Source organism: Streptomyces sp. NPDC038213 (genome assembly GCF_055600495.1).
The window spans coordinates 134823-157247 of the sequence record NZ_JBVJYM010000001.1 but is presented as its reverse complement, the minus strand read 5'-3'; the positions used below and the strand labels follow the sequence as shown (position 1 = coordinate 157247).

Below are 22425 nucleotides of genomic sequence, written 5' to 3'. Positions count from 1 at the left end.
GAGCCCCCGACCAAGCGGCCCCCACCGCTGTGGGAGCCCCCGACCAAGCGGCGCCCACCGCAGCACCGGTTTGTCAGGTCTGTCAGGAGCGTTCGCGCTCTTCCAGATAAGTCGTGTGCGTTTGCTGACGGCGGGCCTCCGTTTCACGGAGGTCCGCCGTCAGGCTTTCCGCCTCGCCGAAGAGCGCGCCCAGCTGCCGCTCCAGATGGCGCTCCGGCGCCTCGCCCCCCGGCTGGATCCGGTGCCACCACCGCGCCCGGTGGTACGCGTCCACGCACTCCGGCACGTCCAGCCGCACCGCCCGCGCCAGCCGGTGCACCGCCTCCCCGTCCGCGGCCAGCACCCCGGCCACCCAGCCCGGTTCGAGCAGGCCCCCGTACAGGGCGAGCAGCTCCGCCAGCCTCCCGCCCGCGGCGGGCGGCAGCTCCACCTCGTCCAGGTACGTGCGCAGCCGCGCGAAGTCCCCGCGCAGCACGCCCAGTTCCTCGTGGGCGTCGAAGTCCGGTACGGGCACCCGCTCCGGCGGGGCGAGCAGCGCGCCCGCCCCGTACAGGCCCGCGACCACCACCGGCCAGTAGGCCCCGGCGGCCCCGGCGAGGGTCAGCCCGACCCCCGCCAGCCCGCAGGCGCAGCCGGCCAGGTTCTTCTTCGACTCCAGGTACGCGAGCGCCCTACTGGTAGCCACGGATCTCCTCGAAGGCCCCGTCGAGGGAACCCCGGTCGCCGGTGGCGTCGAAGAGGCGCCCGCCGGTCAGTTCGGTGATGTGCGTGAGCTCCTCGCGGTCGGAGTCCCCGAAGAGCACCGCGAAGACGGGGGTGTCGCGCTGCGCGGCCGGCAGCCGCTCGAAGAAGGAGTCGAAGTGTCCGGCGCCCACCCCCCGGGTGTTCTCCCCGTCCGTCATCAGCACGATGGAGGTGAAGGCCTCCCGGCCCCCGCCGCTGCCGAGGTGCCGGTACGCGGCCTCCAGACTGCTGTACACGGCGGTACCGCCCTCGGGCCGCAGCGCGCGGACGTCCGCGCGGATCCCGTCCAGGGCCGCGCCCGCCCGCCCGGGCCGCACCAGGTGGGTGCGCACGGACTTCACGTGCGAGCCGAAGGACAGCAGGGTGACCTCCTCGCGGTCCCGGAAGCGCTGCCCGGGTGCGGAGGAGCCGGTGCCGGTCAGCTCGGACAGCGCCTCGCGCAGCCGGCCGATCCGGCCGTCCTCCGCCATCGAGCCCGAGGTGTCGAGCACGTACACCGTCCGCGAGGGGCGGCGCAGTTCGTTCTCGTACGAGGCCAGCAGCCCGTCCGCGACCGAGCGGCTGCCGGGGAAGGGCAGCTCCCGCCGCTTCTCGGCGGCCAGCCCCGCCGCCGGGGCCACCCCCGGGGTCACCGGGCGCCGGAAGGTCTGCCCGGTGATGGCCCGCTGGGCCGCCGCCCCGCGCAGGTACGCGGTCAGGGCGCGGCCCGAGGCGCGGGCCCCGGCGGGCGAGGAGGCCAGCATGGTCAGCGGGTAGTCCGCGGTCACCACCCCGTCGCGCGGCCGGATCACGGTCAGCGGGCTCCTTCCCGCCGCCGCGAGGTCGCGGTTGGCGGACAGCAGGACGGACTCGTAGTTGACGAGGGCGTCCACCGTCCCGCGGCGCGCGTACGCCTGGGCCAGCCAGCCGGAGGAGCCCGAGGTCAGCTTCTGCCCGGCGAAGAACTCCTTCAGCTTCGGCGCGGCCTTGCGTACGTCCGCGTCGGTCAGCGCGGCCTGCGCCCCCGACAGCCCGGACGCCACCGAGACCAGCGCCGCGAAACCGGAGTTGGAGCGCACCGGGTCCGTCATCCCGTAGGTCAGCCGCCCCTCGGTGACGGCCCGGTGGACCGCGGACCAGGTCACCTCGGCGGGCTTCCAGCCGAGCCGCGCCACCGCCTCGGGCTTGACCCCGAGGGCCACCGGCGAGGACATCAGCGGGGTCTCGGAGGCCAGCTGCGCGGCGGCCCCGGGGCGCAGCCGCAGGTAGTCGTTGGAGGAGAGCCAGACGGCGTCGTAGCGCCCGGAGGCGCCGCCGCCGGCCACCAGTTCGGCCGCTTCGAGGGTGCCGGTCCAGCTGAGGCTGACGGTGATCCCGGTGGCCTTGCGGGCCTCCTCCAGGACCGGCTTCATGTCGGACAGCTCGCTGGAGGCCAGGATCCGCAGGTGGCCGGGCCGGTACGCGGTCTCCTCCGGCCCGGGGTCCTCCTCGGCGGTGCAGGCGGCGGCCGCCATGAGCAGCCCCGAGGCCGCGGCGAGGGCCAGCAGCTGGTGGCCGCCGCAGCGCTCGCGGCGCAGGCGCGGGGAGGAGGTGTCCCAGAGGTTCATGCGCTGCCTCCGTCGAGGATGCCGGACGCGGGTCCGGCGGTGCGGCTGCGGGCCAGGTGGGCTGATGCGGACCGGAGTTCACCGGTCAGGGACTCGACGGTGGCGGCCATGCTCTCGGTGGCCCGCACCTTGAAGGAGTCGATGGCGTCGAGGGTCCGGTAGACCTCCGCGAACGCCGTCCGCAGGGTCTCCGCGCCCACGGCGGGGTCGGCGGCGATCCGCTGGATCTCCGCGCTGCGCACGGACAGCATCTCGGCGTTCCCGCGGATCAGGTCCTCGGTGGTGGAGCGCAGGGCGTCGACCTGTTCGACGACGCGGCCCTGGTGGTCGAGGGCGGCGGCCAGCATCACGGCGGTCCGCAGGGCGGAGACGGTGGTGGCGGCCGCCCGGTCCACGCCCTTGATCAGCTCGTCGTTGTTGCGGCGTACGACGTCCATGGCCAGGTAGCCCTGGGCGCAGACGGCGAGCTGGGTCAGCAGGTCCTGGTGCTTCTGCCGGACGGGGAAGAGCAGGTCGGCGCGCAGGGCGTCGGCCTGCGCGGGGTCGGCGGCGCCCGCTTCGGCGATGCGCTGCCCGACGGCCGTGTCGAGGGCCGCGGTGAGGACGGCGCACTCCTGGAGGCGGCCCATGGTCTCCCAGAGGCGGGTGCGCTCGGTGTGCAGGGCGGCGTTGTCGCGGCGCAGTTCGTCCTGGCCGCCGCGCAGGGCGCCGACGATCCTGTTGAGGGTGGCCTGCGAGGAGGCGTACCGCGCGATGTGGTCGCGGAACCGGTTCCCGCCGGGGAGCTTCGCGAGCAGCCGCCGGGCCCCCCGGGCGGGAGTGTCGCGGGGGTCGAGGTCCTCGACGGTGCGGCGCAGTTCGACCAGGGAGCGGGCGACCCGCTCCTGGGCCTCCCCGCCCCCGGCTCCGGCCCGGCCCCCGTCGAGGGAGCGCACGGCCCGGTCGAGCATCCGGTTCGACTGCTGGGCGGCGGCGCGGATCTCGGCGGAGCCGAGCCCGGCCACCTCGCCGAGCCGGCCGGCGAACTCGGGGGAGCGGACGTCGAGTCCGGCCAGGGAGGCGACGTACTCCCCGGCGCGGCGGGCCATCTCCTCGTGGACCCCGTCCGCGAGGGGGACCAGCCCGGCGGCCTGTTCCGGGCGGACGGCCGGTACGGGCTCGGGGGCGGTCAGGACGAGCGGCGGGTTCTCCGGGGTGGTCACGGGGTCAGCTCCTTGCCTTGGCCCGCTGGGCGAGCGCGCGCAGGACCGGCAGGGTCGGTGCGTCGACCTGGCGGACCCCCTTGAGCTCCTGGTTGAGGTACGCGGCGTGCGGGGCGGTCGCGGCAGTGAACTCGGACCGGGCGCCCTGGGGGCGGAACCCGTGCCGGACGGCGAGCCTGCGCAGCTCCCCGTCCGTGCTCAGCAGCTTGCCGAGCCGTTCGGCGCCGGGGTCCAGCGCGACCAGGGTGTGGTCGCTGTTGACGGTGGTGTCGGGGTAGAGGACCACCATGTCGGCGTGGTCGGCGGGGTTCCCGCCCTGCTGGAGCAGGGCGGCCACCTGGGACTCGTACACGAGGATGAGGGGGTTGCCCGCCCCGCTGACGAAGTCCCGGAAGGGCTCGTCGGTGCTGGGGGCGAGGGCGCCCTGTACGGAGAACAGCTTGTGGAGCAGCGGCCCGACGGCCGCCACGGCCGCGTCGTCCGCGACCGTCCTGCCGCCGTTGGCGACCCAGGAGGCGGCGGCCATCCACAGGGCGCCCGAGTTGGACGCGGCCGGGTCGGTGGTCTTCACGAAGACCGTGCCGGTGAGTTCGGCGTACGGGGCCGAGCCCTTGAGCTGCTGCCAGGTGCGGTCCGCGCGGGCGGCGTCCAGATAGGGGCCCATGCGCAGGGTGCCGGTGCTGCGGCCGGTCATGCGCACCAGGCCGTTGGCGGCGAGCACCCGGGCCGCGTCGGGCCGGGTCAGGACCACGAGCGGCGAGTAGAAGGGATGGGCGGCCGCGCTGTCGCGGAGCCCGGCCTTGCGCAGGACCTCGCGGGCCGGCTCGCCGCTGCTCGGGAAGGCGAAGTCGTACTCCTCGAGGGGCAGCCGGTCCATGGCCCAGGATCCGGAGGTCTCCGTCTCCACGGTGTAGCCCCCGGCAGCGAGGGCCTCCACCACCTCCGGGTCCTCGAAGAAGCCGCTCTTCTCCGACCCGATCACTCCGCGGACGGTCTTCGTTGCCGTTCCGCCCAGGCCCTGTCCTCCGCGCCCCGCGATGACGGCCACTGCCACGCCGCCGATCAGCAGGATCGCCAGGGCGATACCCACGATGCGTTTCACGGGGGCAGCGTGCTCGCGGAAACCCACATTCCAGGCGGGGTTGAATGAACGTCAGGTGGCGAATCGGTCCCTGTTCGGCAGCCCGTCGGTGGCGGGGCGGGAGCGGTCCGCGCCGGGCGGGGGGTATGGGGCGCCCGTGGCTGGGAATGATCGGCCCATGTCGTACGACAGCCCCGGTCCCGGACCGGGTCCCTGGCGGGGCTGGCAGGTCGCCCTCGTGCTGGTGGCGGCGCTGCTGGTGTTCGCCCCCTTCGTGCTCTACTCCTGGGCGGCCATCGGACCGCCCGCGCCCGCCCCCGCACCGGCCCCGCCGGTCCCCGCGGCGCGCGACGTCACGCTGACCGGCTGCCGGGTGGAGCCGGGCACCCGGCGGGTGGTCGCGGACATCCGGGTCACGAGCCGCCGGGAGTTCGCGGCGACGTACGTGGTCACGGTGGACTTCCGGCGCGGGAGCGGGCCCGGGGAGCCGCCGGCCGCCGGGAAGCCGGGGCGGACGGAGGTCGCGGACCTGGCGCCGGGGGCGACGGCGGTCGCGGCGGCGGTGGGGCCGGTCTGGCCGGCCGGGGTGGTGCCGTGGTGCGGGCTGAGCGGGGTGGAGCTGGCCGCGGCCGGGCCGTGACGCGGACGCCCGCGGAGGGGGTGGCACCCGGTCCGAGGCCTCCGCGGCCCCGGACCGGGGCCCGTCAGGAGGCCGCGGCGAGGGGCAGCGCGGCGGCGTGCGCCTCCATGCGCCCGGCGGCGAGGATCGCGACGGTGGTGTCGGGCCGGGAGGCGGCGACGAGCAGGGCGCGGGCGGCGACCTCGTGCGCCCTGCGGTGCAGTTCGCCGTGGTCCGCCGCCCCGCGGGTGTGGCCGGCGTGCCGCGCGGGCGGGGCGCCGCGCAGCCGGGACACCTGGCGGGCGATCTCCTCGGCGGGCCCGTCGAGGCGGAGCTCGTCGGTGATCGCGAGCAGGGCGGCGAGGTGGCCGGCGAGCTGGATGTCGAGCTCCTCGCCGCGGCTGCGGTGCGGGAAGTCCTCGGCGCACCCGTCGCGGCCGGCCGTGCGGGCGGCCGGCTTGGTGCGGCTGGGTTCGTACATGGGAGGCCTCCTGCGGGGTCAGGAGGCCCAGCCTACATTGGATCGGTTCTAAAGTAGAGCTCAGTCCAGAATCTGGCGGCTGAAGGTAGGGCCGCGGGTGCGGCCGCAGGCGCGGCTACGGCTGCCCGTACCCGTCGAGGAAGTTCCCGATCCGGGTGACCGCGTCCGCCAGGTCCTTGGCCGTGGGCAGGGTGACGATCCGGAAGTGGTCGGGCTCGGGCCAGTTGAACCCGGTGCCGTGCACCACCATGATCTTCTCGGCCCGCAGCAGGTCCAGGACCATCTGCCGGTCGTCCTTGATCTTGTAGACGGCGGGGTCCAGCTTCGGGAAGAGGTACAGCGCCCCCTTCGGCTTCACACAGCTGATGCCCGGGATCTGCGTCAGCAGCTCGTACGCCGTGTCGCGCTGCTCCAGCAGCCGGCCGTGCGGCAGGACCAGGTCCTCGATGGACTGGCGGCCGCCGAGGGCGGTGGCCACGGCGTGCTGCGCGGGCATGTTCGCGCACAGGCGCATGTTCGCGAGGATGGTGAGCCCCTCGATGTACGAGGAGGCGTTCTTCTTCGGGCCGCAGACGGCCATCCAGCCGGAGCGGTAGCCCGCGACGCGGTAGTTCTTCGAGAGCCCGTTGAAGGTCAGGCACAGCAGGTCGGGGGCGATGGCGGCGGTGTTCGTGTGGGTGGCGCCGTCGTAGAGGATCCGGTCGTAGATCTCGTCGGAGCAGACGACCAGGTTGTGGCGGCGGGCGATGTCCGTCAGGCCGCGCAGCACCTCGTCGCCGTAGACCGCGCCGGTGGGGTTGTTCGGGTTGATGATCACCATCGCGCGGGTGCGGTCGGTGATCTTCCGCTCGATGTCGGCGAGGTCGGGCATCCAGTCGGACTGCTCGTCGCAGCGGTAGTGCACGGCCGTACCGCCGGCGAGACTGACCGAGGCCGTCCACAGGGGGTAGTCGGGGGCCGGGACGAGCACCTCGTCGCCGTCGTCCAGCAGGGCCTGCATGGACATCTGGATCAGCTCGGAGACCCCGTTGCCGAGGTAGATGTCCTCGACGTCCAGGTCGATGCCCTTGGTCTGGTAGTGCTGCATCACCGCGCGGCGCGCGGACAGCAGCCCCTTCGCGTCCCCGTAGCCGTGGGCGTTGCCCAGGTTGCGGAGCATGTCCTCGAGGATCTCCGGGGGGCACTCGAAACCGAATGCCGCGGGGTTGCCCGTGTTCAGCTTGAGGATGCGATGACCTGCCGCTTCGAGCCGCATGGCCTCTTCGAGCACGGGGCCGCGGATCTCGTAGCAGACATTGGCGAGCTTCGTTGACTGGATCACCTGCATGACGGGAGCTTACGGGCCGGGCTGCGGGGCCGGGGCTTCTTTTCCGCCGGTCGGGGGTCGGTGATATATCCCGATTCGCGCGAACCGAGGGCGGGCCTCTGCCGCACCCTTGGAATCCGCTGCCCCCGCCTGCCCCGCACCTGCGGATTCCGTCGTGCGGTCGCCGCGCCCCGGCCCTGGTGTTGCGCTCGTCACTGTGCGGCCCGGGCTCCGCTGCGCGGGGCCTGTTCCCCACCCCGCCCCTTCCCGTTCCCGGGGCTCCGCCCCGGACCCCGCGCCTCAAACGCCGGCGGGGCTGGATGTCGGGGCTCCGCCCCGGACCCCGCGCCTCAAACGCCGGCGGGGCTGGATGTCGGGGCTCCGCCCCGGACCCCGCGCCTCAAACGCCGGCGGGGCTGGGTTTTGCCGCTGAGCGGCACGTTCCAGCGAACCGCAGCAAAATCAAGCCCGCGCGGCGTTTGAGCGCACCGGGTGCGGAGCGCACGGTCCGGGGGTCCGGGGGCCTGCCCCCGGTATAGGGAAGAGGGGGTCCCCCCGGACGGAGTCTGGGGGAGGGTAGGGGAACAGCCCCGCGTAGCGGGTCAGGCGGCTCGCGCACAGGCGTAGCGCTCGGGCAGTGGTCTGAACCAAGCTCTTGGTATGGACTTGGAGTTGAGGCACCTCAAGACGATCCGGGCCATCGCCGAAGCCGGTTCCCTGACGAGGGCGGCCACCGCGCTGGGCCTGGCGCAGCCGGCCCTCAGTGCCCAGCTGAAGCGGATCGAGCGGGCCCTCGGCGGCGCGCTGTTCGAGCGCGGGCGCGACGGGGTGCGCGCCACCCCCCTCGGGGAGCTCGTGCTCGACCGGGCCCGGGTGGTGCTGCCCGCGGTCTGCGAGCTCCAGGAGGAGGCCATCCGGTTCGCGGCCGGCGCAGGCGGCTCCGCCTCCCCGGGCTACCGCCTCGGCGGCACCCACGGCCCCCTGCTCGGCGGCCTCGTCGACCGGCTCGCCGCCGCCGACCCCGGCGCGCCCGTGACCACGTACACCTCCTGGTCGGAGCGCGGGATCGCGGCCGCGGTGGGGGAGGGGCGGCTCGACTTCGCGCTGGTCGGGGTGTGCGGGGAGAGCGCCCCGCCGGAGGAGGGCCGGCTGGCCTGGGCGGAGGTGGCGCGGGACCCCGTGTACGTGATGCTCGCCGCCGACCACCCCCTGGCCCCCCGTACGGAGATCGAGCTCGCCGAGCTCGCCGCCGAGGCCTGGACCGACGTCCCCGGGGACGGCTGCTTCGGCGACTGCTTCGCCGCCGCCTGCGTCCGGGCCGGCTTCACCCCGGCCTGCGTGTACGAGGCCGACACCGCCTCCTGCGTGCACCTCGTGCAGGTGGGCCGGGCCGTGGGCCTGTGCCGGGCCAGCTTCCCCGCCACCCCGGGCCTGGTCACCCGCCCCCTGACCGGCTCCCCCCTCCTCTGGCGCCACCTCCTCGGCTGGCACCCGGCCGCCCCCGCCGCCCCCCGCGCCCCCCGGGTCATCGCCCACGCCCGCGAGGCCCACACCGCCGCCCTCCACCGCAGCGCGGCCCGCGAGGCCCCGCTGTCGGGTTGAGGGGGACGAAGGGGGGGAGCGGGGTCGTGGCCATAACACCGTGCGAGGGGTCAAGTGGGAGCTGGGTGGGGGGAGTTCGGGGTCGTAGCGTGAGGGCACCTCCCCATCCCCACCCCCCACGAGGAGATCCCCCATGCTTCGACGACACGTCCGTGTGGCGTGTACCGCCCTTGCCGCCGCCGGGATGGTGGTGGCCGGGATGCAGGGCGCCGGGCAGGCCGCCGCGCCCGGTGTGAAGTCGGCCGCCGTGGCCCTCGGGGCCGCGTCCGCGCAGCCCGAGGTGCTCGCGGCCATGCAGCGCGACCTGGGGCTGACCCGGGCGCAGGCCGTGACCCGGCTCGGGAACGAGGCCGAGGCGGGAGCCGTCGCCGCCCGGCTCCGCCAGCAGCTCGGCAGCGCCTTCGCCGGCGCCTGGGTCGACGGGGCCGAGTCGGGCCGCCTCACCGTGGCCACCGCCCGCGCCGCCGACGCCGCCGCGATACGCGCCGCGGGCGCCTCCGCGAAGGTCGTCGGCCGCACCCTGGCCGCCCTGGAGTCCGCCAAGTCCGCCGTGGACCGGGCGGCGACCGCCGAGACCCCCGTCCGGTACGTCGACACCCGCGCCAACACCCTCGTGGTCGAGGAGACCCGCGCCGGGGCCGGGCGGGCCGTGGTCCGCCGCGCCGGGCTGCGCGCCGCCGACGTGCGGATCGTCCGTACCGCCGAGGCCCCGCGCCCGCTGTACGACATCCGGGGCGGCGACGCGTACTACATGGGCAGCAGCGGACGCTGCTCGGTCGGCTTCGCCGTCACCCGCGGCACCACGCAGGGCTTCGCCACCGCCGGGCACTGCGGCCGGGCCGGCACCACCACGTCCGGGTTCAACCGGGTGGCCCAGGGCTCCTTCCAGGGCTCGGTCTTCCCCGGCAGCGACATGGCCTGGGTCGCCGCCAACAGCCAGTGGACCTCCACCCCGTACGTGAAGGGCAGCGGCGGGGCGAACGTCCAGGTCACCGGCTCGGTGCTGCAGCCCGTCGGCGCCTCGATCTGCCGTTCCGGCTCCACCACCGGCTGGCACTGCGGCACCGTCTCGCAGCACAACACCAGCGTCACCTACCCCGAGGGCACCATCTCCGGCGTGACCCGCACGACCGTCTGCGCCGAGCCCGGCGACTCCGGCGGCTCGTACATCTCCGGCAGCCAGGCCCAGGGCGTCACCTCCGGCGGCTCCGGCAACTGCTCCAGCGGCGGCACCACCTTCTTCCAGCCGCTCAACCCGCTCCTGCAGAACTACGGGCTGACCCTGAAGACCACCGGCAGCGGTCCCGGCCCCGAGCCGGAGCCCGAGCCGGAGCCCGGCGGCACCTGGAAGGCCGGCGGGGTCTACAAGGCCGGCGACACGGTGACGTACGGCGGTGCGGGCTACCGCTGCATCCAGGGGCACCAGGCGCAGACCGGCTGGGAGCCCCCGGTGGTCCCGGCGCTCTGGCAGCGCCTGTGACCCGGGCCCGCACCCGGGCCTGACCCGGTACTCCACACCGCGGCTCCAGAGGGGGGAGCCGCGGTGTGGCGCGTCCGGGGTCCGTGCCCGGGGGTCCGGGCCCCGGGGCTCAGACCCACTGGACGGCGGCCAGGGTCGCCAGCGCGCCCAGCAGGGCCAGGAGCCCGCAGACGGACAGGTTGACCGCCCGGTGCTCCCAGAAGACGGCCACGAACTCGCGGATCGTCGCGCTCGGCAGGAAGTACCGGGCCGTCGGGGAGCCGAGCACCTGCCCGTTGACCCCCTCCCGGCGGGCCGTCATCGCGGCCCGGAAGGCGTGGTAGTCGTTGGTGACGACCACGCAGCGGTAGCCCGGGCCCGCCTCCGCCGTCATCAGCTCCCGGCTGAAGGCCATGTTCTCGGTGGTCGTGCGGGAGCGGTCCTCCTCGCGCAGGTGCTCGCGCGCCACCCCCCGCTCCGCCAGCCAGCGCGCCATCGCCGCGGCCTCCGGCAGCTTCTCGTCCGGGCCCTGCCCGCCCGAGGTCAGCAGCAGCGGGGGCCGGCCGCCGCGGCCGGTCTGGGCCAGGTGGATCTGCCGGCCCTTCTCCAGCCGGGAGGCCAGCAGGGGCGGTACCCGCTCCCCGCCGATCAGCCCGGAGCCGAGCACGACCACGTAGTCCACGTCCCCGCGGACCCGGATGCGCCCGTACAGCCAGGCGTAGCCGAGGAAGCAGAGGAAGACGAAGGACACGTACGCGGCGATCGCCGTCAGGGTCAGGACGACCCCGTCGAGCACGGGGGTGCCGGAGTCCCGTACGAACAGCAGCAGGCCGATCATCGTGAAGATGGCCAGCCCGGCGGCGAGGGAGAGCAGGTTCGCCGGGCTGCGGCCCTCCTTGCGGACCATGGTGATGCCGTTGGCGACCAGGTAGACCCCGAGGGCGACCGTGCCGAGGGCCGGGAGGACGAGGGCCGCGAGGACGGTCAGCAGGGGGATCGGCGCCGGGAGCGTCGCGGCCTGCGCGACGAGGGCGGCGGAGCCGGTCAGGCAGGTGAGGCCGAGCAGGACGGCGTTGCGGAAGCGGCGGCGGTCCTCCCGGGCGCTGAGGCAGAACAGCACGAAGAAGAGCACGGGCAGGGCGAAGACGGCCATGCGGCCCATCGTAGGGGCCGGGTGCGGGGCGGGACGATCATCGGACCGCGGCCCGCCCGGCCCCGTCTGCACGCCCCGCCCGCTCAGCGGCTGCCCCCGCTCTCACCCCGTCCGCCGTACCGACCGCCCCGCCAGGACGTCCGTGCGCCGCCCCTCGCGGATCACGAACCGCCCGTCGACGAGCACGTGCGGGATCCCGGACGGCAGCGCGCGCGGGTTCGCGTACGTCGAGCCCGCCGCCACCGTCCGCGGGTCGAAGAGCACCAGGTCCGCCCGGTAGCCCTCGAGGACCCGCCCCCGGTCCGGCAGCCGCAGCCGGGCCGCCGGCCGTCCCGACAGGTGCGCCACGCACTCCTCCAGCGACAGGACGCCCAGCTCGCGCACGTACCGGCCCAGGTAGTGCGGGAAGGTCCCGTACGCGCGCGGGTGCGGCTTCGCGCCCTGGAGGATGCCGTCGGAGCCCCCGGTGTGCGCCGGGTGCCGCATGATCGCCCGTACGTTCTCCTCGTGGCCCACGTGCTGGAGCACGGTCACGCCCAGCCGGTCCGCGAGCAGCAGCCGGCGGGCGGTCGCCCAGTCCGGGATCCGCCGGCCGACCTGCGCCGAGAGCCCCGCGTCCGCGGCGTCCGCCACCCCCGAGACCTCGACCGAGGACCAGTCGACCGGCACCCCGTGGCAGCCGTCCGAGCCCGTCACCTCCAGCGCGTACCGGATCCGCTCGGCCGCCGCCGGGTCCGCGAGCCGCTCCAGCAGGGCCGCCGGGCCGCCCTCGTGGGCCCAGGAGGGCAGCAGGGCGGCCAGCGTGGTGCACCCGGGCGTGTAGGGGTACGAGTCGAGGGTGATGTCCGCCCCGGCGGCCAGGGCCCCGTCCAGGAGCTCCAGGAGCTCGCCGGCCCGGCCCTCGTTCTCGGGGAAGTTCATCGTGGCGTGGGCCAGGTGCAGGGCGCAGCCCGCCGACCGGGCGAGCTCCACCATCTCCGCGTACGCGCGCAGGGCCCCGCGCCCGTAGGAGCGGTGGTGGGGGCAGTAGTAGCCGCCGTAGCGGGCCACCACCCGGCACAGTTCGGCGAGTTCGGCGTCCGGCGCGTACATCCCGGGGGTGTAGGTCAGCCCGGAGGACATGCCGACCGCCCCGTCCGCCAGGCCGTCGGCCACCAGCTGCCGCATCCGGTCGAGCTCCGCCGGGGTCGCGGGCCGGTCCTCCCAGCCCACGGCGTACGCCCGCACGGTGCCCTGCGGGACCAGGTAGGCGGCGTTCACGGCGATGCCCCGGTCGAGCCGGTCGAGGTAGCCGCCGACCGTGCGCCAGCCGATCCCGCCGGGCACGTCCGAGCCGTCGCCGTTCCAGCCGGAGACGGCGGCCCGCACCCCTTCGAGGGTGCGGCCGTCGGCCGGCGCGTACGACAGCCCGTCCTGGCCCAGCACCTCCAGGGTGACCCCCTGCGCGGCCTTCGCGCTGTGGTCGGGGTCGCGCAGCAGGGCGAGGTCGCTGTGCGCGTGCATGTCCACGAAGCCGGGGGCGAGCACCAGCCCGTCCGCGTCGAGCGTGGTGCGCCCGCCGCCGGGCAGGGCGCCCGGGCTCCGCCCGATCACCGCGATCCGGCCCTCGTGGATGCCCACGTCGGCCCGGTACGAGGGGGCGCCGGTGCCGTCGGCTATCCGGGCCCCCCGCAGGACGAGGTCCACGGCCCGCGCCCTAGAAGAAGGTGCGGACGTAGTCGCCGACGGAGCCGTCGGCCCCGACCACCGGGATCAGCGGCCACTTCTCGAAGATCGTGCACGGATGGGCCATGCCGAGGCACACCCAGTCGCCGACCTCCAGCTCCGCGCCCTCCTCCGTCCGCAGCCAGGCGTGCTGGTCGGACAGCTTCTCCACGGTGATCCCGGCGCCGTCCGGCACCGGCCGCACGGCCCCGTCCCGGCCGCTGCGCACCGCCACGACCCGGGGCAGCCCCAGGTCGTAGGCGATATCGCGCTTGCCCGCGTTGACGAAGGCCTGGCCGGGGGTGGGGCGGGAGACGACCTGGGTCCAGAGCCGGAAGGCGGGCAGCAGACCGCCCTCCGCGGGGATCCGGTTGAAGGGGGTGAGCCCCTCGTACCAGCCGTGGTCGTGGGAGACGTACGCGCCCGAGCGCAGCAGCCGCAGCACCGGCAGGGACAGGGCGGGGACCTCCGCGAACACCTCCGCCACCGCGTCGAACCACTCGCTGCCGCCCGCGCTGACCACGATCTCGTCCAGCCCGGTGCCGGTGAACCGGCCCGCCCCGTCGAACGCGGCGGCCAGGGCGGTCAGCCGGCGCAGCCAGGCCCGGACGGAGTCCGCGTCCGCGCCCGGCATGGTGGCCTCGTACCCGGCCACGCCGGCCAGCCGCAGGGTGCCGGTGGCGGCGACGGCGTCGGCGACGGCCGTGCAGTCGGCCTCCGTACGGGCGCCCGTACGGCCCTCGTCGCCGGCGCCGAGCTCCACGACCACGTCCAGGCGGCGGTCCGCGGGCAGGTGCCCGCGCAGGGCCGCGTCCATCAGCCCGACCCCGCGGACGGAGTCCACGTAGCAGAGGAAGCGGAACTGCGGGTCGGCCGCGAGCTCGGCGGCCGCCCAGCGCAGGGCGGCCGGGTCCACGAGCTCGTTGGCCAGGAAGATCCGTCGGATCCCGAAGGCCCGGCACACGCGCGCCTGGTGGGGCATCGCCACGGTGATCCCCCAGGCCCCGTGGTCGAGCTGGCGCTCGAACAGGGCGGGGGCCATGCAGGTCTTGCCGTGCGGGGCGAAGGCCAGCCCGTGCCGCCCGGCGTACGCGCCCAGGGCCGCGAGGTTGTGCTCCAGGGCGGGGCCGTCGAGGGTCAGCACGGGGGTGGTGAACCCGCCGGTGAACAGGTCGCGGCGCTCCGCGGCCAGTTCCGCCACGGACAGCCCAGCGGCCTCCGCGTCCGGCGGCAGCCCTTTGAACCGGTGGTCCACCCGCTCCCGCCCGAGCTCCGCCACGCGCTCGCGCACCAGCTCCCGGCCCGTGTCCTCGGCCATCCCTGCCTCCAGCCCTTGTGTTGCACAGTGCGCAACACGCATTGCGCATGCCGCCGCACGCTGTCTAACATCCCGCATGACGGCGGGTCAACGCCCCGCCCCCGGCCCGGCGGAGACGGAAGGACGGCCCATGAGCCAGTCGCTCGGCAGGGCCCTGGCGATCCTGCCCCTCCTGGCCCGCGGCCCGGCCGACCTCGGCCAGGTCGCCGCCGAGATCGGCGCGCACAAGAGCACCGCCATGCGGCTGCTGCGCACCCTCCACGAGCACGGGTTCGTCTACCGCCAGCCCGACGGGCGCCACCGCCTCGGCGCCCGCTTCTTCACCCTCGCCGCCGAGGCCGTCGAACAGCTGGACCTGCGCGGGATCGCCCACCCGCACCTCGTCGAGCTCAACGAGCGCACCGGGCACACCGTCCACCTCGCCGTCCACCAGGACGGGGAGGTGCTGTACCTCGACAAGATCGACAGCCGCTACCCGGTCCGCATGTACTCGCGGATCGGCCGGCCCGTGGCCATGACCGTGGCCGCCGTCGCGAAGGTGATCCTGGCCGACCTCCCGGCCGCCGAGCGCCGCGCCCTGGCCGCCCGGCTCGACTACCCCGCCTACACCGCCCGCTCCACCCCGGACGCCGCCGCCTTCCTGCGCGAGCTGGAGACCGTACGGGCGCAGGGCTGGGCGGTGGACCCCGGCGGGCACGAGGAGACCGTCCACTGCGTGGCCGCGCCCGTCCGCGGCCCGGACGGCCGGGCGTCGGCCGCCGTCTCCCTCTCGGCCCCCTCCGCCCTGGTGGACGCGGAGGCCCTCCTCGGACTCCTCCCGCTGGTACGCCGTACCGCGGCCGCCCTGAGCCGCGACTACGCCGGCCAGACCGCACCCGCAGCCGGAACGGGAACGGAACCGGGAACGGAATCCGGAACAGGAACCGGCGCCGGAACGGACTCCGGACCCGGAAGCGACCCCGCAGGCCCCGCCGAGCACGAAGGACCGCAGTGACCGAGAAGACCCCGGTGACCGGGAAGACCGCCGTCACCCCCGCCACCCACACCGCCCCGCCCGCGAGGTTCTCGCACGGCGTCCGCAAGGGGAACATCCTCCAGGTCGCCGGCCAGGTCGGCTTCCTGCCGCACGTGGACGGGCAGCCGCCCACCCCCGCCGGCCCCACCCTGCGCGAGCAGACCCTCCAGACCCTGGAGAACGTCCGCTCGGTGCTCACCGCCGGCGGCGCGACCTGGGACGACGTGGTGATGATCCGCGTCTACCTCACCGACACCGCGCACTTCGCCGAGATGAACGAGATCTACAACGCCTACTTCGAGGAGCACCTCAAGGAGGTCCCGGCCGCCCGCACCACCGTCTACGTGGGCCTCCCGGCCGGCCTCCTGGTCGAGATCGACGCCCTGGCCGTGCTGGGCTGAGGCCCGCCGGGCAGCGGAAAAGGGGCGCCGGGTTCCTCCGGCGCCCCCCTCGTCCGCCCGGGGTGTTTCAGCAGGGCCGGTGCCGGCCGGGCCTTACCGGCCGGCGGCCGTCAGCGGCAGTACTGCGCTTCCTTGCCGATGGAGCGGTACATGCAGTCCGAGTTCTCCAGCAGCTGGAGCACCGCGTCGCGGTTGCGGCTGGTCTCGCGCTCGATGACCTCGTCGGGCGGGTAGAAGCCGCCGCCGCTTGAACTCCTCGGGTACATCTCGAAGGTGTAGCCGAAGATCTTGTGGGCGCCCCACAGCCAGTCGTCGATGGTGCCGTCGGTGATGTAGAGGTCGCTCGACTGCTCCGGCGTGTAGCCGTTGCTGGCCGCCATCTTCTGGCCCACGGCCTTGAAGGCGCCGAGGTCGTCGGCGGTCAGGTCGGGTGCGGTGTCGTTGTACGTGTAGCCGTACGGCCACAGCACCAGCTCGCTGTACGTGTGGAAGTCGATGCCGGTCTTGATCTGCTGCTTGCCGCCGACGACCCGGCTGCGCACGAAGTCGGAGACCACCTTGACCTCGGGGGCCGACTCGGCCGCGGAGCCGCGGTAGGTCTCGGAGCTCTTGCTGCTGCTGGAGCCGCCGCAGCAGCCCCACTTGTAGTTCCAGTTGCGGTTCTCGTCGGTGCCGACGTACGAGGAGCCGGCGTTGGGCTGCCGGTTCTTGCGCCAGGACCGGTAGGAGCCGGAGGCGATGTCGTACTCGCCGCCGTCGGGGTTGAGGTCCGGGATGATCCAGATCTCGCGGTTGTTCACCATGTTGGTGATCCGCGCGTCGGTCCCGTAGTCCTCGCCGAACTCGCGCAGCAGGTAGAGCGCCATCTCGACGGTCAGGTGCTCGCGCGCGTGCTGGTGGGCGGTGAAGAGGACCTCGGGCTCGGCCTCGTCGGTGCCCACGTTGTCGCTGATCTTGATGGCGACCAGGTCGCGGCCCTGGTACGACTTGCCGATCACCCGCTTGCTCATGATGTTCGGGTACTGCGCCATCCGCTGGTCGATGACGGCGCTCATCTCGGCGTAGTTGTGGTAGCGCGAGTCGGCCGAGGGGAAGTCGAAGGGGGCCGCCGCGACCCCGGGGGCGTTGCGCTGGGGCGGGGCGGGCAGCGCGGTGAGCTTGTAGCCCCGCTCGCGCAGCTTCCGCGCCTGCATGGTGTCGGCGCTGACGACCACCGAGTGGTCGTCCACCTCGTCGATCGAGACCCCGTAGGCGAGCAGGGCCGTACGGGCCGAGACCGAGGCCGGCCCGTGGACGGTGTACTGGACGATCGCCTCGTCCTGGGTGGCTGTGGAGGGCTTCTGGGGGGCCGAGGCCGTGGCGTTCGCGCCGAGGGCGGGTGCGCCGAGCGCGAGGGCCAGTACGGCCGCCATGGTGGCGGCCTTCCGTCCTCGGCTGCCGCGGATGCGTAGCCGCATGCGTGCTCCTGGGTGTGGAGTGTGGGGGTGGCTCCGTGCGGACGCGCACAGCGTGCGCTCGTGACATGTCCGGGTCAAGAGCCCGATTCCGGCCACGGCGCCCGGTGCGCCGCCGCGCGGAGCCGCCCCCACAGCTACCGCCTACGGCAGGTTGTGCACGTGCGGACCCACCGCGTTGGACCAGGCGTTTCCTGCCTTCGCGTCCCAGTTGGTCGACCAGGTCATGGCCCCGCGCAGGGCCGGGTAGGTCTTCGAGGGCTTGAAGGTGCCGCAGCCGGTGCCGCGGGCCAGGCAGTCCAGGGCGTTCTTGACGACCGCCGGGGAGACGTAGCCGCTGCCCGCCCCGCTCGGGGAGGCCGGCAGGCCGAGTCCGACCTGCGAGGGGTCGAGCCCGTTCTCCAGCTGGATGCAGGCCAGGGCGGTCAGGAAGTCCACCGAGCCCTGCGAGTAGACCTTGCCGTCGCAGCCGAGCATCGCGCCGCTGTTGTAGTACTGCATGTTGACGACGGTCAGGATGTCCTTCACGTTCAGCGCCGTCTTGAAGTAGCCGTTCGAGGGCGACTGCATGTCGATGGTCTGCGGGGCCATCGTGAGCACCATCGAGGGCCCGGCCTTCGCGGACAGCGCGCGCAGCGCCTGGGTCATGTACGTGGCGTTGAGCCCGTTCTCCAGGTCGATGTCGATGCCGTTGAAGCCGTACTCCTGCATCAGCGCCCAGGCCGAGTTGGCCAGGTTGGCCGCCGAGGCGGAGTCGTTGACGGTGATCGTGCCCTTCTCGCCGCCGATGGAGAGGATCACGGACTTGCCCGCGCTCTTCTTGGCGGCGATGTCGGCCTTGAACTGGGCGACGGTGTAGCCGTTCAGGCCCGCCGAGTCCAGGTTGAAGGTGATCTCGCCGGGCCGGGAGGTGGCGTCGGCGAAGGAGACCGCGATGATGTCGTACTGGTCCTGCACGTCCGAGAGCCGCTGGACGGTCGCGCCGTTGTTGAAGTTCTGCCAGTAGCCGGTCACGGCGTGCTTCGGCACGGCCGGGTTGCCCGGGTTGCCGCCGCCCGCGGTGGTGGTGCCGGTGACGGGCGGGGCGGACTTCACGCCCTCGCCGGCCGCGTTGTACGCGGTCACCTGGAAGGCGTACGCGGTGGAGGCCGCCAGCCCGGTGCGGGTGTGGCTCGTGCCCGCCACCTCGGCGACCTGCACCCCGTCCTGGTAGACGCGGTAGCCCACGGCGCCGGGTACGGCGCTCCAGGACAGGTTCAGCGAGGAGGCCGTGGCCCCGCCCACGGTCAGGCCCGCGGGGGCGCCGGGGATCGTGGGGCCGGGGTCGGTGGGGCCGCCGCCGTCCGGGCCGAAGACGCTGAAACCGTCCACGTGGTAGGCGGGCTGGCCGTACCAGCCGTGGGTGTAGACGGTCACCTGGGTGGTGTTCGCGCCGGTGGTGAAGCTGGTGGACAGCTTCTGCCAGCCGCCGCCGGAGCCGGGGGTCCAGGTGGACACGTCCTGCGTGCCGGTGCCGCTCGCGCCCAGGTAGACGTAGCTGCCCTGCACCCAGGTGCTCAGCGTGTACGTGGAGTTGGGCTTGACGGTGACCTGCTGCGAGCAGCGGGCGTTGTCCTGGCCCGAGGGGGTGGCCTTGAGGGCGCCCGCGCCCGCCTGGACGGGGGAGGAGACGGCGGCGCCGCTGCCGGCGGTACAGGTCCAGTGGGTGAGCCCGGACTCGAAGCCGCCGTTGCGGGCGACGTCGGTGTCGGCGGCCTGGGCGGTGCCGGTGGCCAGGGCGGTCAGGCCGGTGGCGACGAGGGCGCCGGCGGCGAGGAAGGAGAGGGAGCGTATGCGGTTCACGGGGGCTCCGGTGGGGGGAGGGAACGGGGGGACGGGGCGGGGCGCGGTGCTGCGGGGGTGGGGGAAGTGGGGGGAGTGTGGGGAGGGGGGGCGTGCGGGGAGACGGATGGGGTGAACTGGGGGTGCCCGCACCCAAGTTGGTCCAGACCAATGCCGGTGTCAAGAGTCCGTACCGACATCTCGTACCGGCGGGGCGGCGGTGTCGAGAGTGACCGGATTTGATGGCGAATTGGCAGAGGTAAATCAGCCAGCGACCGAAAATCGGGCCCAGCGGGAAACAACAAGGCCCTGCCCGGAGGCTTAAGGCGCGGATAAGGTGCTGGGGCAGGAGGGCCGCGCAGTGATCGTTTGCGGTCGCGCAGCCTTGCGCGCGGCCGTGCAGCACGGGGTGAGTGGGGGATTCACATGCCGATCGCCATCGCTGTGACCAGTGAAGACCTGGTGCTGCCCGCCGCCGACCGGCACACCCCGCCGGCCGTCGCCCTGCGCCCGCCGCAGGAGGCCGGACTGGAGGATTCCGTAGCCGAGATGACGGCCCTCCTCGACACCCACGGGTACGTGCTCGTCCTCCTCCCGTCCTCCCTTCCGGTCGCCTTCGCCCGCCGCGTGCACACCGTCCGGGCGATCCTGGAGAGTGACCGGATCGCACTCCTTGACATCGACCTCCCGCCTCTGGGAGTGGCCCTGCTGGTGCGTCAGCTGCGCCAGCTGTCCGCCTGCGACTTCAGCCCGGGCGTGATCGCCTCCGCGGCCCGGCTCCTGTCCCACTACGTCTACGCGGGCGCCCTGCTCGGCACCGTCTCCCGGCTGGACCGCGTACCCGTGGACCTGAAGACCCACGCCAAGTCCTGGCTGCCGGGCTCGCAGTTCGCCGTCCTCGCCCACCCCCGCCCGCACCTGGCCAAGCTCAGCGGCGGAGGCGGAGGCGGCGGCGGGGGAGGCGGCGGAGGACGGGCGGCCGGCGGCGGGCACGCCCGTACGGAGATCCCGCCCGGCCCCGAGTACGGCACCCAGCTCCTCTTCGCCCGCGGCCAGCTCGCCTCCGAGTGGGTGGCCGCCGAACTGGCCCCCGCCTGGCGGGTGCAGGGCGTCCTCGAATGCCCGCTGCCCGCCGGCTCGGCCGCCTGGTGGGCCACCTCCCGCCTGGTGGAGTTCGCCGCCGGCATCCCCGACATCTCCGTCCTCTACCAGCTCGTCGCCTCCGTCCGGCGCGAGGACTGCCGCTGGTGCGGACTCGAACTGATAGGCGACCGTTGCGGCTTCTGCGCCGCACCGCTCGCCGCCCCCCTGTCCCCGACCGCCACCTGATCGACCCGATCGACGAACGAACGGCGAGGTAGTCCGGCTCATGAACTCACGTCAGCGGCGCGGTGTGGTCCTGCTCGTGCTCTCCGTGCTGTGCGCGCTCGGCGCCTTCGCCGGGGTGCTGTCCGTGATCGGCGACGTCAACTCCAAGGTCGGGCCCGAGGTGACCGCGTACCGCGCCGCCCGGGACATCGCCCCGTACGGCGAACTGGACGAGAGCGACTTCGAGCAGGTCCGGATCCCGGAGCGCTGGCTGTCCGGCACCGCGGTCCGCGACCTGTCGGTGCTGCGCCGCAAGACCACCCTCACCCCGCTGAAGAAGGGCTCCCTCCTCCAGTCCGACATGATCACCGACCTGCCCGGGCTCAGGAAGGGCGAGCAGGAGATGGCCGTCATGATCGACGCGTCCACCGGGGTCGGCGGCAAGGTCCGCCCCGGCGACCGGGTCAACATCATCGGCTCGTTCAAGGGCCAGAAGTCCACCGACGGCCTGGTCGTCACCCTCGTCGCGGGCGCCCGCGTCATCAGCGTCGGCACCCTGACCGGCGGCGAGAAGGGCGACGGCCGCCGCGGGGACGAGGAGACCGTCCCGGTCACCTTCGCCATCAGCCACAAGGACACCCAGCGCGTCTCCTACGGCGCGTCCTTCGCGGAGCACGTCCGCCTGGCCCTGGTCGCCCCCGGCGACGAGCCCGGCGTGGCGCCCGGAGACCGCAGGTACACCCTCGACGGGGACAAGTGAGGCCGGTATGAGCACCCGCATCCTGCCCGCGGTCGGCGACCCCGACGCCGCCCGCTCCATCACCACCCTCCTCAGCCAGCTCCCGGCGGCCGAACCCGCCCCGCCGGTCCCCGACTCCACCACCCTCCTCGACACCCTGGCCCGGCTGGCCGCCGAATCCCTCGACGAGCTGCCCGAGGTGGTCCTCGTCCACGAGCGGATCGGCCCGGTGCCCGCCTTGGAGCTGATCCGCGAGGTCGCCCTGCGCTTCCCGGCGGTCGGCGTGGTCCTGGTCGGCTCCGACGCCGGCCCGGCCCTCTTCTCGGCCGCCATGGACTCCGGGGCCCGCGGCCTGGTCGCCCTCCCGCTCTCGTACGAGGAGCTGGCCGCCCGCGTCCAGTCCGCCGCCCAGTGGTCCGCGGGCGTCCGCCGCCACCTGGGCCGCGGCGCCGAGACCGCCACCGGGCCCGGCGGCCGGGTCGTCGCCGTCTGCGGGGCCAAGGGCGGGGTCGGCACCACCCTGTGCGCCGTCCAGCTCGCCCTGGCAGCGGCCGCCGCGGGACGCCGTACCGCCCTCGTGGACCTCGACCTCCAGGCCGGGGACGTGGCCTCGTACCTCGACGTGCAGTTCCGGCGCTCGGCCGCCGACCTCGCCGGGATCCAGGACATCTCCCCGCGGGTCCTCCAGGACGCGGTGTACGAGCACAAGACCGGACTCGCCCTGCTGCTGGCCCCCGGGGACGGCGAGCGCGGCGAGGAGGTAGACGACCGGGCCGCCCGCCAGATCCTCAGCGCCCTGCGCAACCGCTACGAGCTGGTGGTGGTCGACTGCGGCACCCACATGGACGGCTCCAACGCGGCCGCCGTGGAGATGGCCGACACGGCCGTGCTGGTCACCACCCCGGACGTGCTCGCCGTACGGGCCGCCAAGCGGATGGTCCGGCTCTGGGAGCGGCTCCAGGTCCGCAAGGCCGAGGAGACCACCGTGCTGGTCAACCGCTGGTCCAAGCACACCGAGATCCAGCCCGCCCTGATCGAGAAGATCGCCGGGACGCGGGTGGCGCGGACACCGGTCCCGGCGGCGTACAAGGAGCTCCAGGCGGTCGTGGACGCGGGCCGGGTCCAGGACCTCGACAACAAGTCCTCGGTGAAGCAGGCCCTGTGGACCGTCGCGGGGGAGCTCGGACTGCTGAGGAGCCCGGAGGAGGCGGCCGCCGGCCAGGAGGGCGGGCCCGGTGGCGCCGCGGGCGGCCCCGCCGCCGGGGCGGCACCCGCCCTCCCGGCGGGCCGCCGGGCCGGCCAGCTCGCCCTGCGCGGCGCGGACCGGGGGTCCGTGGGGCTCGGACGGTGGAAACGGAGGCCGGAGTGAGCACGGGCGTGGGAGCGGGAGCGGGGTTCCGGACGGGGCGTAGGGGAGCGGGCCGCCGAAGAC

General features: G+C 74.4%; 19 protein-coding genes. 8 read left to right on the top strand and 11 right to left on the bottom strand.

The window, feature by feature from the left end:
* Positions 1-82: 82 nt before the first annotated feature.
* The 4 genes from ACZ7JZ_RS00715 to ACZ7JZ_RS00700 form a co-directional block, all read right to left on the bottom strand.
* Positions 83-685: a hypothetical protein gene (locus ACZ7JZ_RS00715; RefSeq protein WP_470931711.1), complete on the bottom strand. Its 603-nt coding sequence runs from the start codon at positions 683-685 to the stop codon at positions 83-85.
* Positions 672-2237: a substrate-binding and vWA domain-containing protein gene (locus ACZ7JZ_RS00710; protein WP_470932421.1), complete on the bottom strand. Its 1566-nt coding sequence runs from the start codon at positions 2235-2237 to the stop codon at positions 672-674. The genes ACZ7JZ_RS00715 and ACZ7JZ_RS00710 overlap by 14 nt, the downstream gene beginning before the upstream one ends.
* Before the next feature lie 89 nt (positions 2238-2326).
* Entirely contained in the window at positions 2327-3532 is a 1206-nt protein-coding gene (locus ACZ7JZ_RS00705) for a toxic anion resistance protein (RefSeq protein WP_470931709.1), read from the bottom strand.
* A 4-nt stretch (positions 3533-3536) separates the two neighbouring features.
* Positions 3537-4634, bottom strand: a complete 1098-nt coding sequence (locus ACZ7JZ_RS00700; RefSeq protein ID WP_470931707.1) for a hypothetical protein — start codon at positions 4632-4634, stop codon at positions 3537-3539.
* Between the two features lie 157 nt (positions 4635-4791).
* On the opposite strand from ACZ7JZ_RS00700, the gene ACZ7JZ_RS00695 reads away from it, so the two are divergent.
* Positions 4792-5253: a hypothetical protein gene (locus ACZ7JZ_RS00695; protein WP_470931705.1), complete on the top strand. Its 462-nt coding sequence runs from the start codon at positions 4792-4794 to the stop codon at positions 5251-5253.
* A 64-nt stretch (positions 5254-5317) separates the two neighbouring features.
* On the opposite strand, the gene ACZ7JZ_RS00690 is transcribed toward ACZ7JZ_RS00695, so the two are convergent.
* Together ACZ7JZ_RS00690 and ACZ7JZ_RS00685 are read right to left on the bottom strand one after the other, a co-directional pair.
* Positions 5318-5713 carry an SCO4983 family protein gene (locus tag ACZ7JZ_RS00690; RefSeq protein ID WP_470931703.1) on the bottom strand — a complete coding sequence of 132 codons (396 nt, stop codon included), beginning with the start codon at positions 5711-5713 and terminating at the stop codon, positions 5318-5320.
* A 115-nt stretch (positions 5714-5828) separates the two neighbouring features.
* Complete coding sequence (locus tag ACZ7JZ_RS00685) at positions 5829-7040, bottom strand: pyridoxal phosphate-dependent aminotransferase (protein ID WP_470931701.1); 1212 nt, start codon at positions 7038-7040, stop codon at positions 5829-5831.
* 639 nt (positions 7041-7679) lie between these two features.
* Here ACZ7JZ_RS00685 and ACZ7JZ_RS00680 point away from each other — a divergent pair.
* Positions 7680-8621: a LysR family transcriptional regulator gene (locus ACZ7JZ_RS00680; RefSeq protein ID WP_470931699.1), complete on the top strand. Its 942-nt coding sequence runs from the start codon at positions 7680-7682 to the stop codon at positions 8619-8621.
* Positions 8622-8754: 133 nt separating this feature from the next.
* Entirely contained in the window at positions 8755-10101 is a 1347-nt protein-coding gene (locus ACZ7JZ_RS00675) for a carbohydrate-binding protein (protein ID WP_470931697.1), read from the top strand.
* Positions 10102-10210: 109 nt separating this feature from the next.
* Here ACZ7JZ_RS00675 and ACZ7JZ_RS00670 read toward each other — a convergent pair whose 3' ends face one another.
* The 3 genes from ACZ7JZ_RS00670 to ACZ7JZ_RS00660 form a co-directional block, all read right to left on the bottom strand.
* Positions 10211-11233, bottom strand: coding sequence for a YdcF family protein (locus ACZ7JZ_RS00670; protein WP_470931695.1), 1023 nt, complete (start codon positions 11231-11233; stop codon positions 10211-10213).
* A gap of 102 nt (positions 11234-11335) precedes the next feature.
* Complete coding sequence (locus tag ACZ7JZ_RS00665; protein ID WP_470931693.1) at positions 11336-12919, bottom strand: N-acyl-D-amino-acid deacylase family protein; 1584 nt, start codon at positions 12917-12919, stop codon at positions 11336-11338.
* A 10-nt stretch (positions 12920-12929) separates the two neighbouring features.
* Positions 12930-14255 carry an alanine racemase gene (locus ACZ7JZ_RS00660; protein WP_470931691.1) on the bottom strand — a complete coding sequence of 442 codons (1326 nt, stop codon included), beginning with the start codon at positions 14253-14255 and terminating at the stop codon, positions 12930-12932.
* Between the two features lie 130 nt (positions 14256-14385).
* Between ACZ7JZ_RS00660 and ACZ7JZ_RS00655 the strand changes: the two genes are divergently transcribed.
* Positions 14386-15249, top strand: coding sequence for an IclR family transcriptional regulator (locus tag ACZ7JZ_RS00655; RefSeq protein WP_470931689.1), 864 nt, complete (start codon positions 14386-14388; stop codon positions 15247-15249).
* 14 nt (positions 15250-15263) lie between these two features.
* Entirely contained in the window at positions 15264-15671 is a 408-nt protein-coding gene (locus ACZ7JZ_RS00650; RefSeq protein WP_470932419.1) for a RidA family protein, read from the top strand.
* A 110-nt stretch (positions 15672-15781) separates the two neighbouring features.
* On the opposite strand, the gene ACZ7JZ_RS00645 is transcribed toward ACZ7JZ_RS00650, so the two are convergent.
* Both ACZ7JZ_RS00645 and ACZ7JZ_RS00640 read right to left on the bottom strand, forming a co-directional pair.
* A complete protein-coding gene (locus ACZ7JZ_RS00645) occupies positions 15782-17128 on the bottom strand; it encodes a M14 family metallopeptidase (protein ID WP_470931687.1) in 1347 nt (448 codons plus the stop codon).
* Positions 17129-17269: 141 nt separating this feature from the next.
* Positions 17270-18967 (bottom strand): chitinase, encoded by a 1698-nt coding sequence (locus ACZ7JZ_RS00640; protein WP_470931685.1) that lies wholly within the window; start codon positions 18965-18967, stop codon positions 17270-17272.
* Between the two features lie 405 nt (positions 18968-19372).
* Here ACZ7JZ_RS00640 and ACZ7JZ_RS00635 point away from each other — a divergent pair, with 405 nt between their 5' ends.
* From ACZ7JZ_RS00635 to ACZ7JZ_RS00625, 3 genes are read left to right on the top strand one after another with little or no spacing between them, the layout of a single operon-like run.
* Positions 19373-20275, top strand: a complete 903-nt coding sequence (locus tag ACZ7JZ_RS00635) for a hypothetical protein (protein ID WP_470931683.1) — start codon at positions 19373-19375, stop codon at positions 20273-20275.
* Positions 20276-20315: 40 nt separating this feature from the next.
* Positions 20316-21014 carry a Flp pilus assembly protein CpaB gene (cpaB, locus tag ACZ7JZ_RS00630; RefSeq protein ID WP_470931681.1) on the top strand — a complete coding sequence of 233 codons (699 nt, stop codon included), beginning with the start codon at positions 20316-20318 and terminating at the stop codon, positions 21012-21014.
* A 7-nt stretch (positions 21015-21021) separates the two neighbouring features.
* A complete protein-coding gene (locus ACZ7JZ_RS00625; RefSeq protein ID WP_470931679.1) occupies positions 21022-22362 on the top strand; it encodes an AAA family ATPase in 1341 nt (446 codons plus the stop codon).
* Positions 22363-22425: the final 63 nt, after the last annotated feature.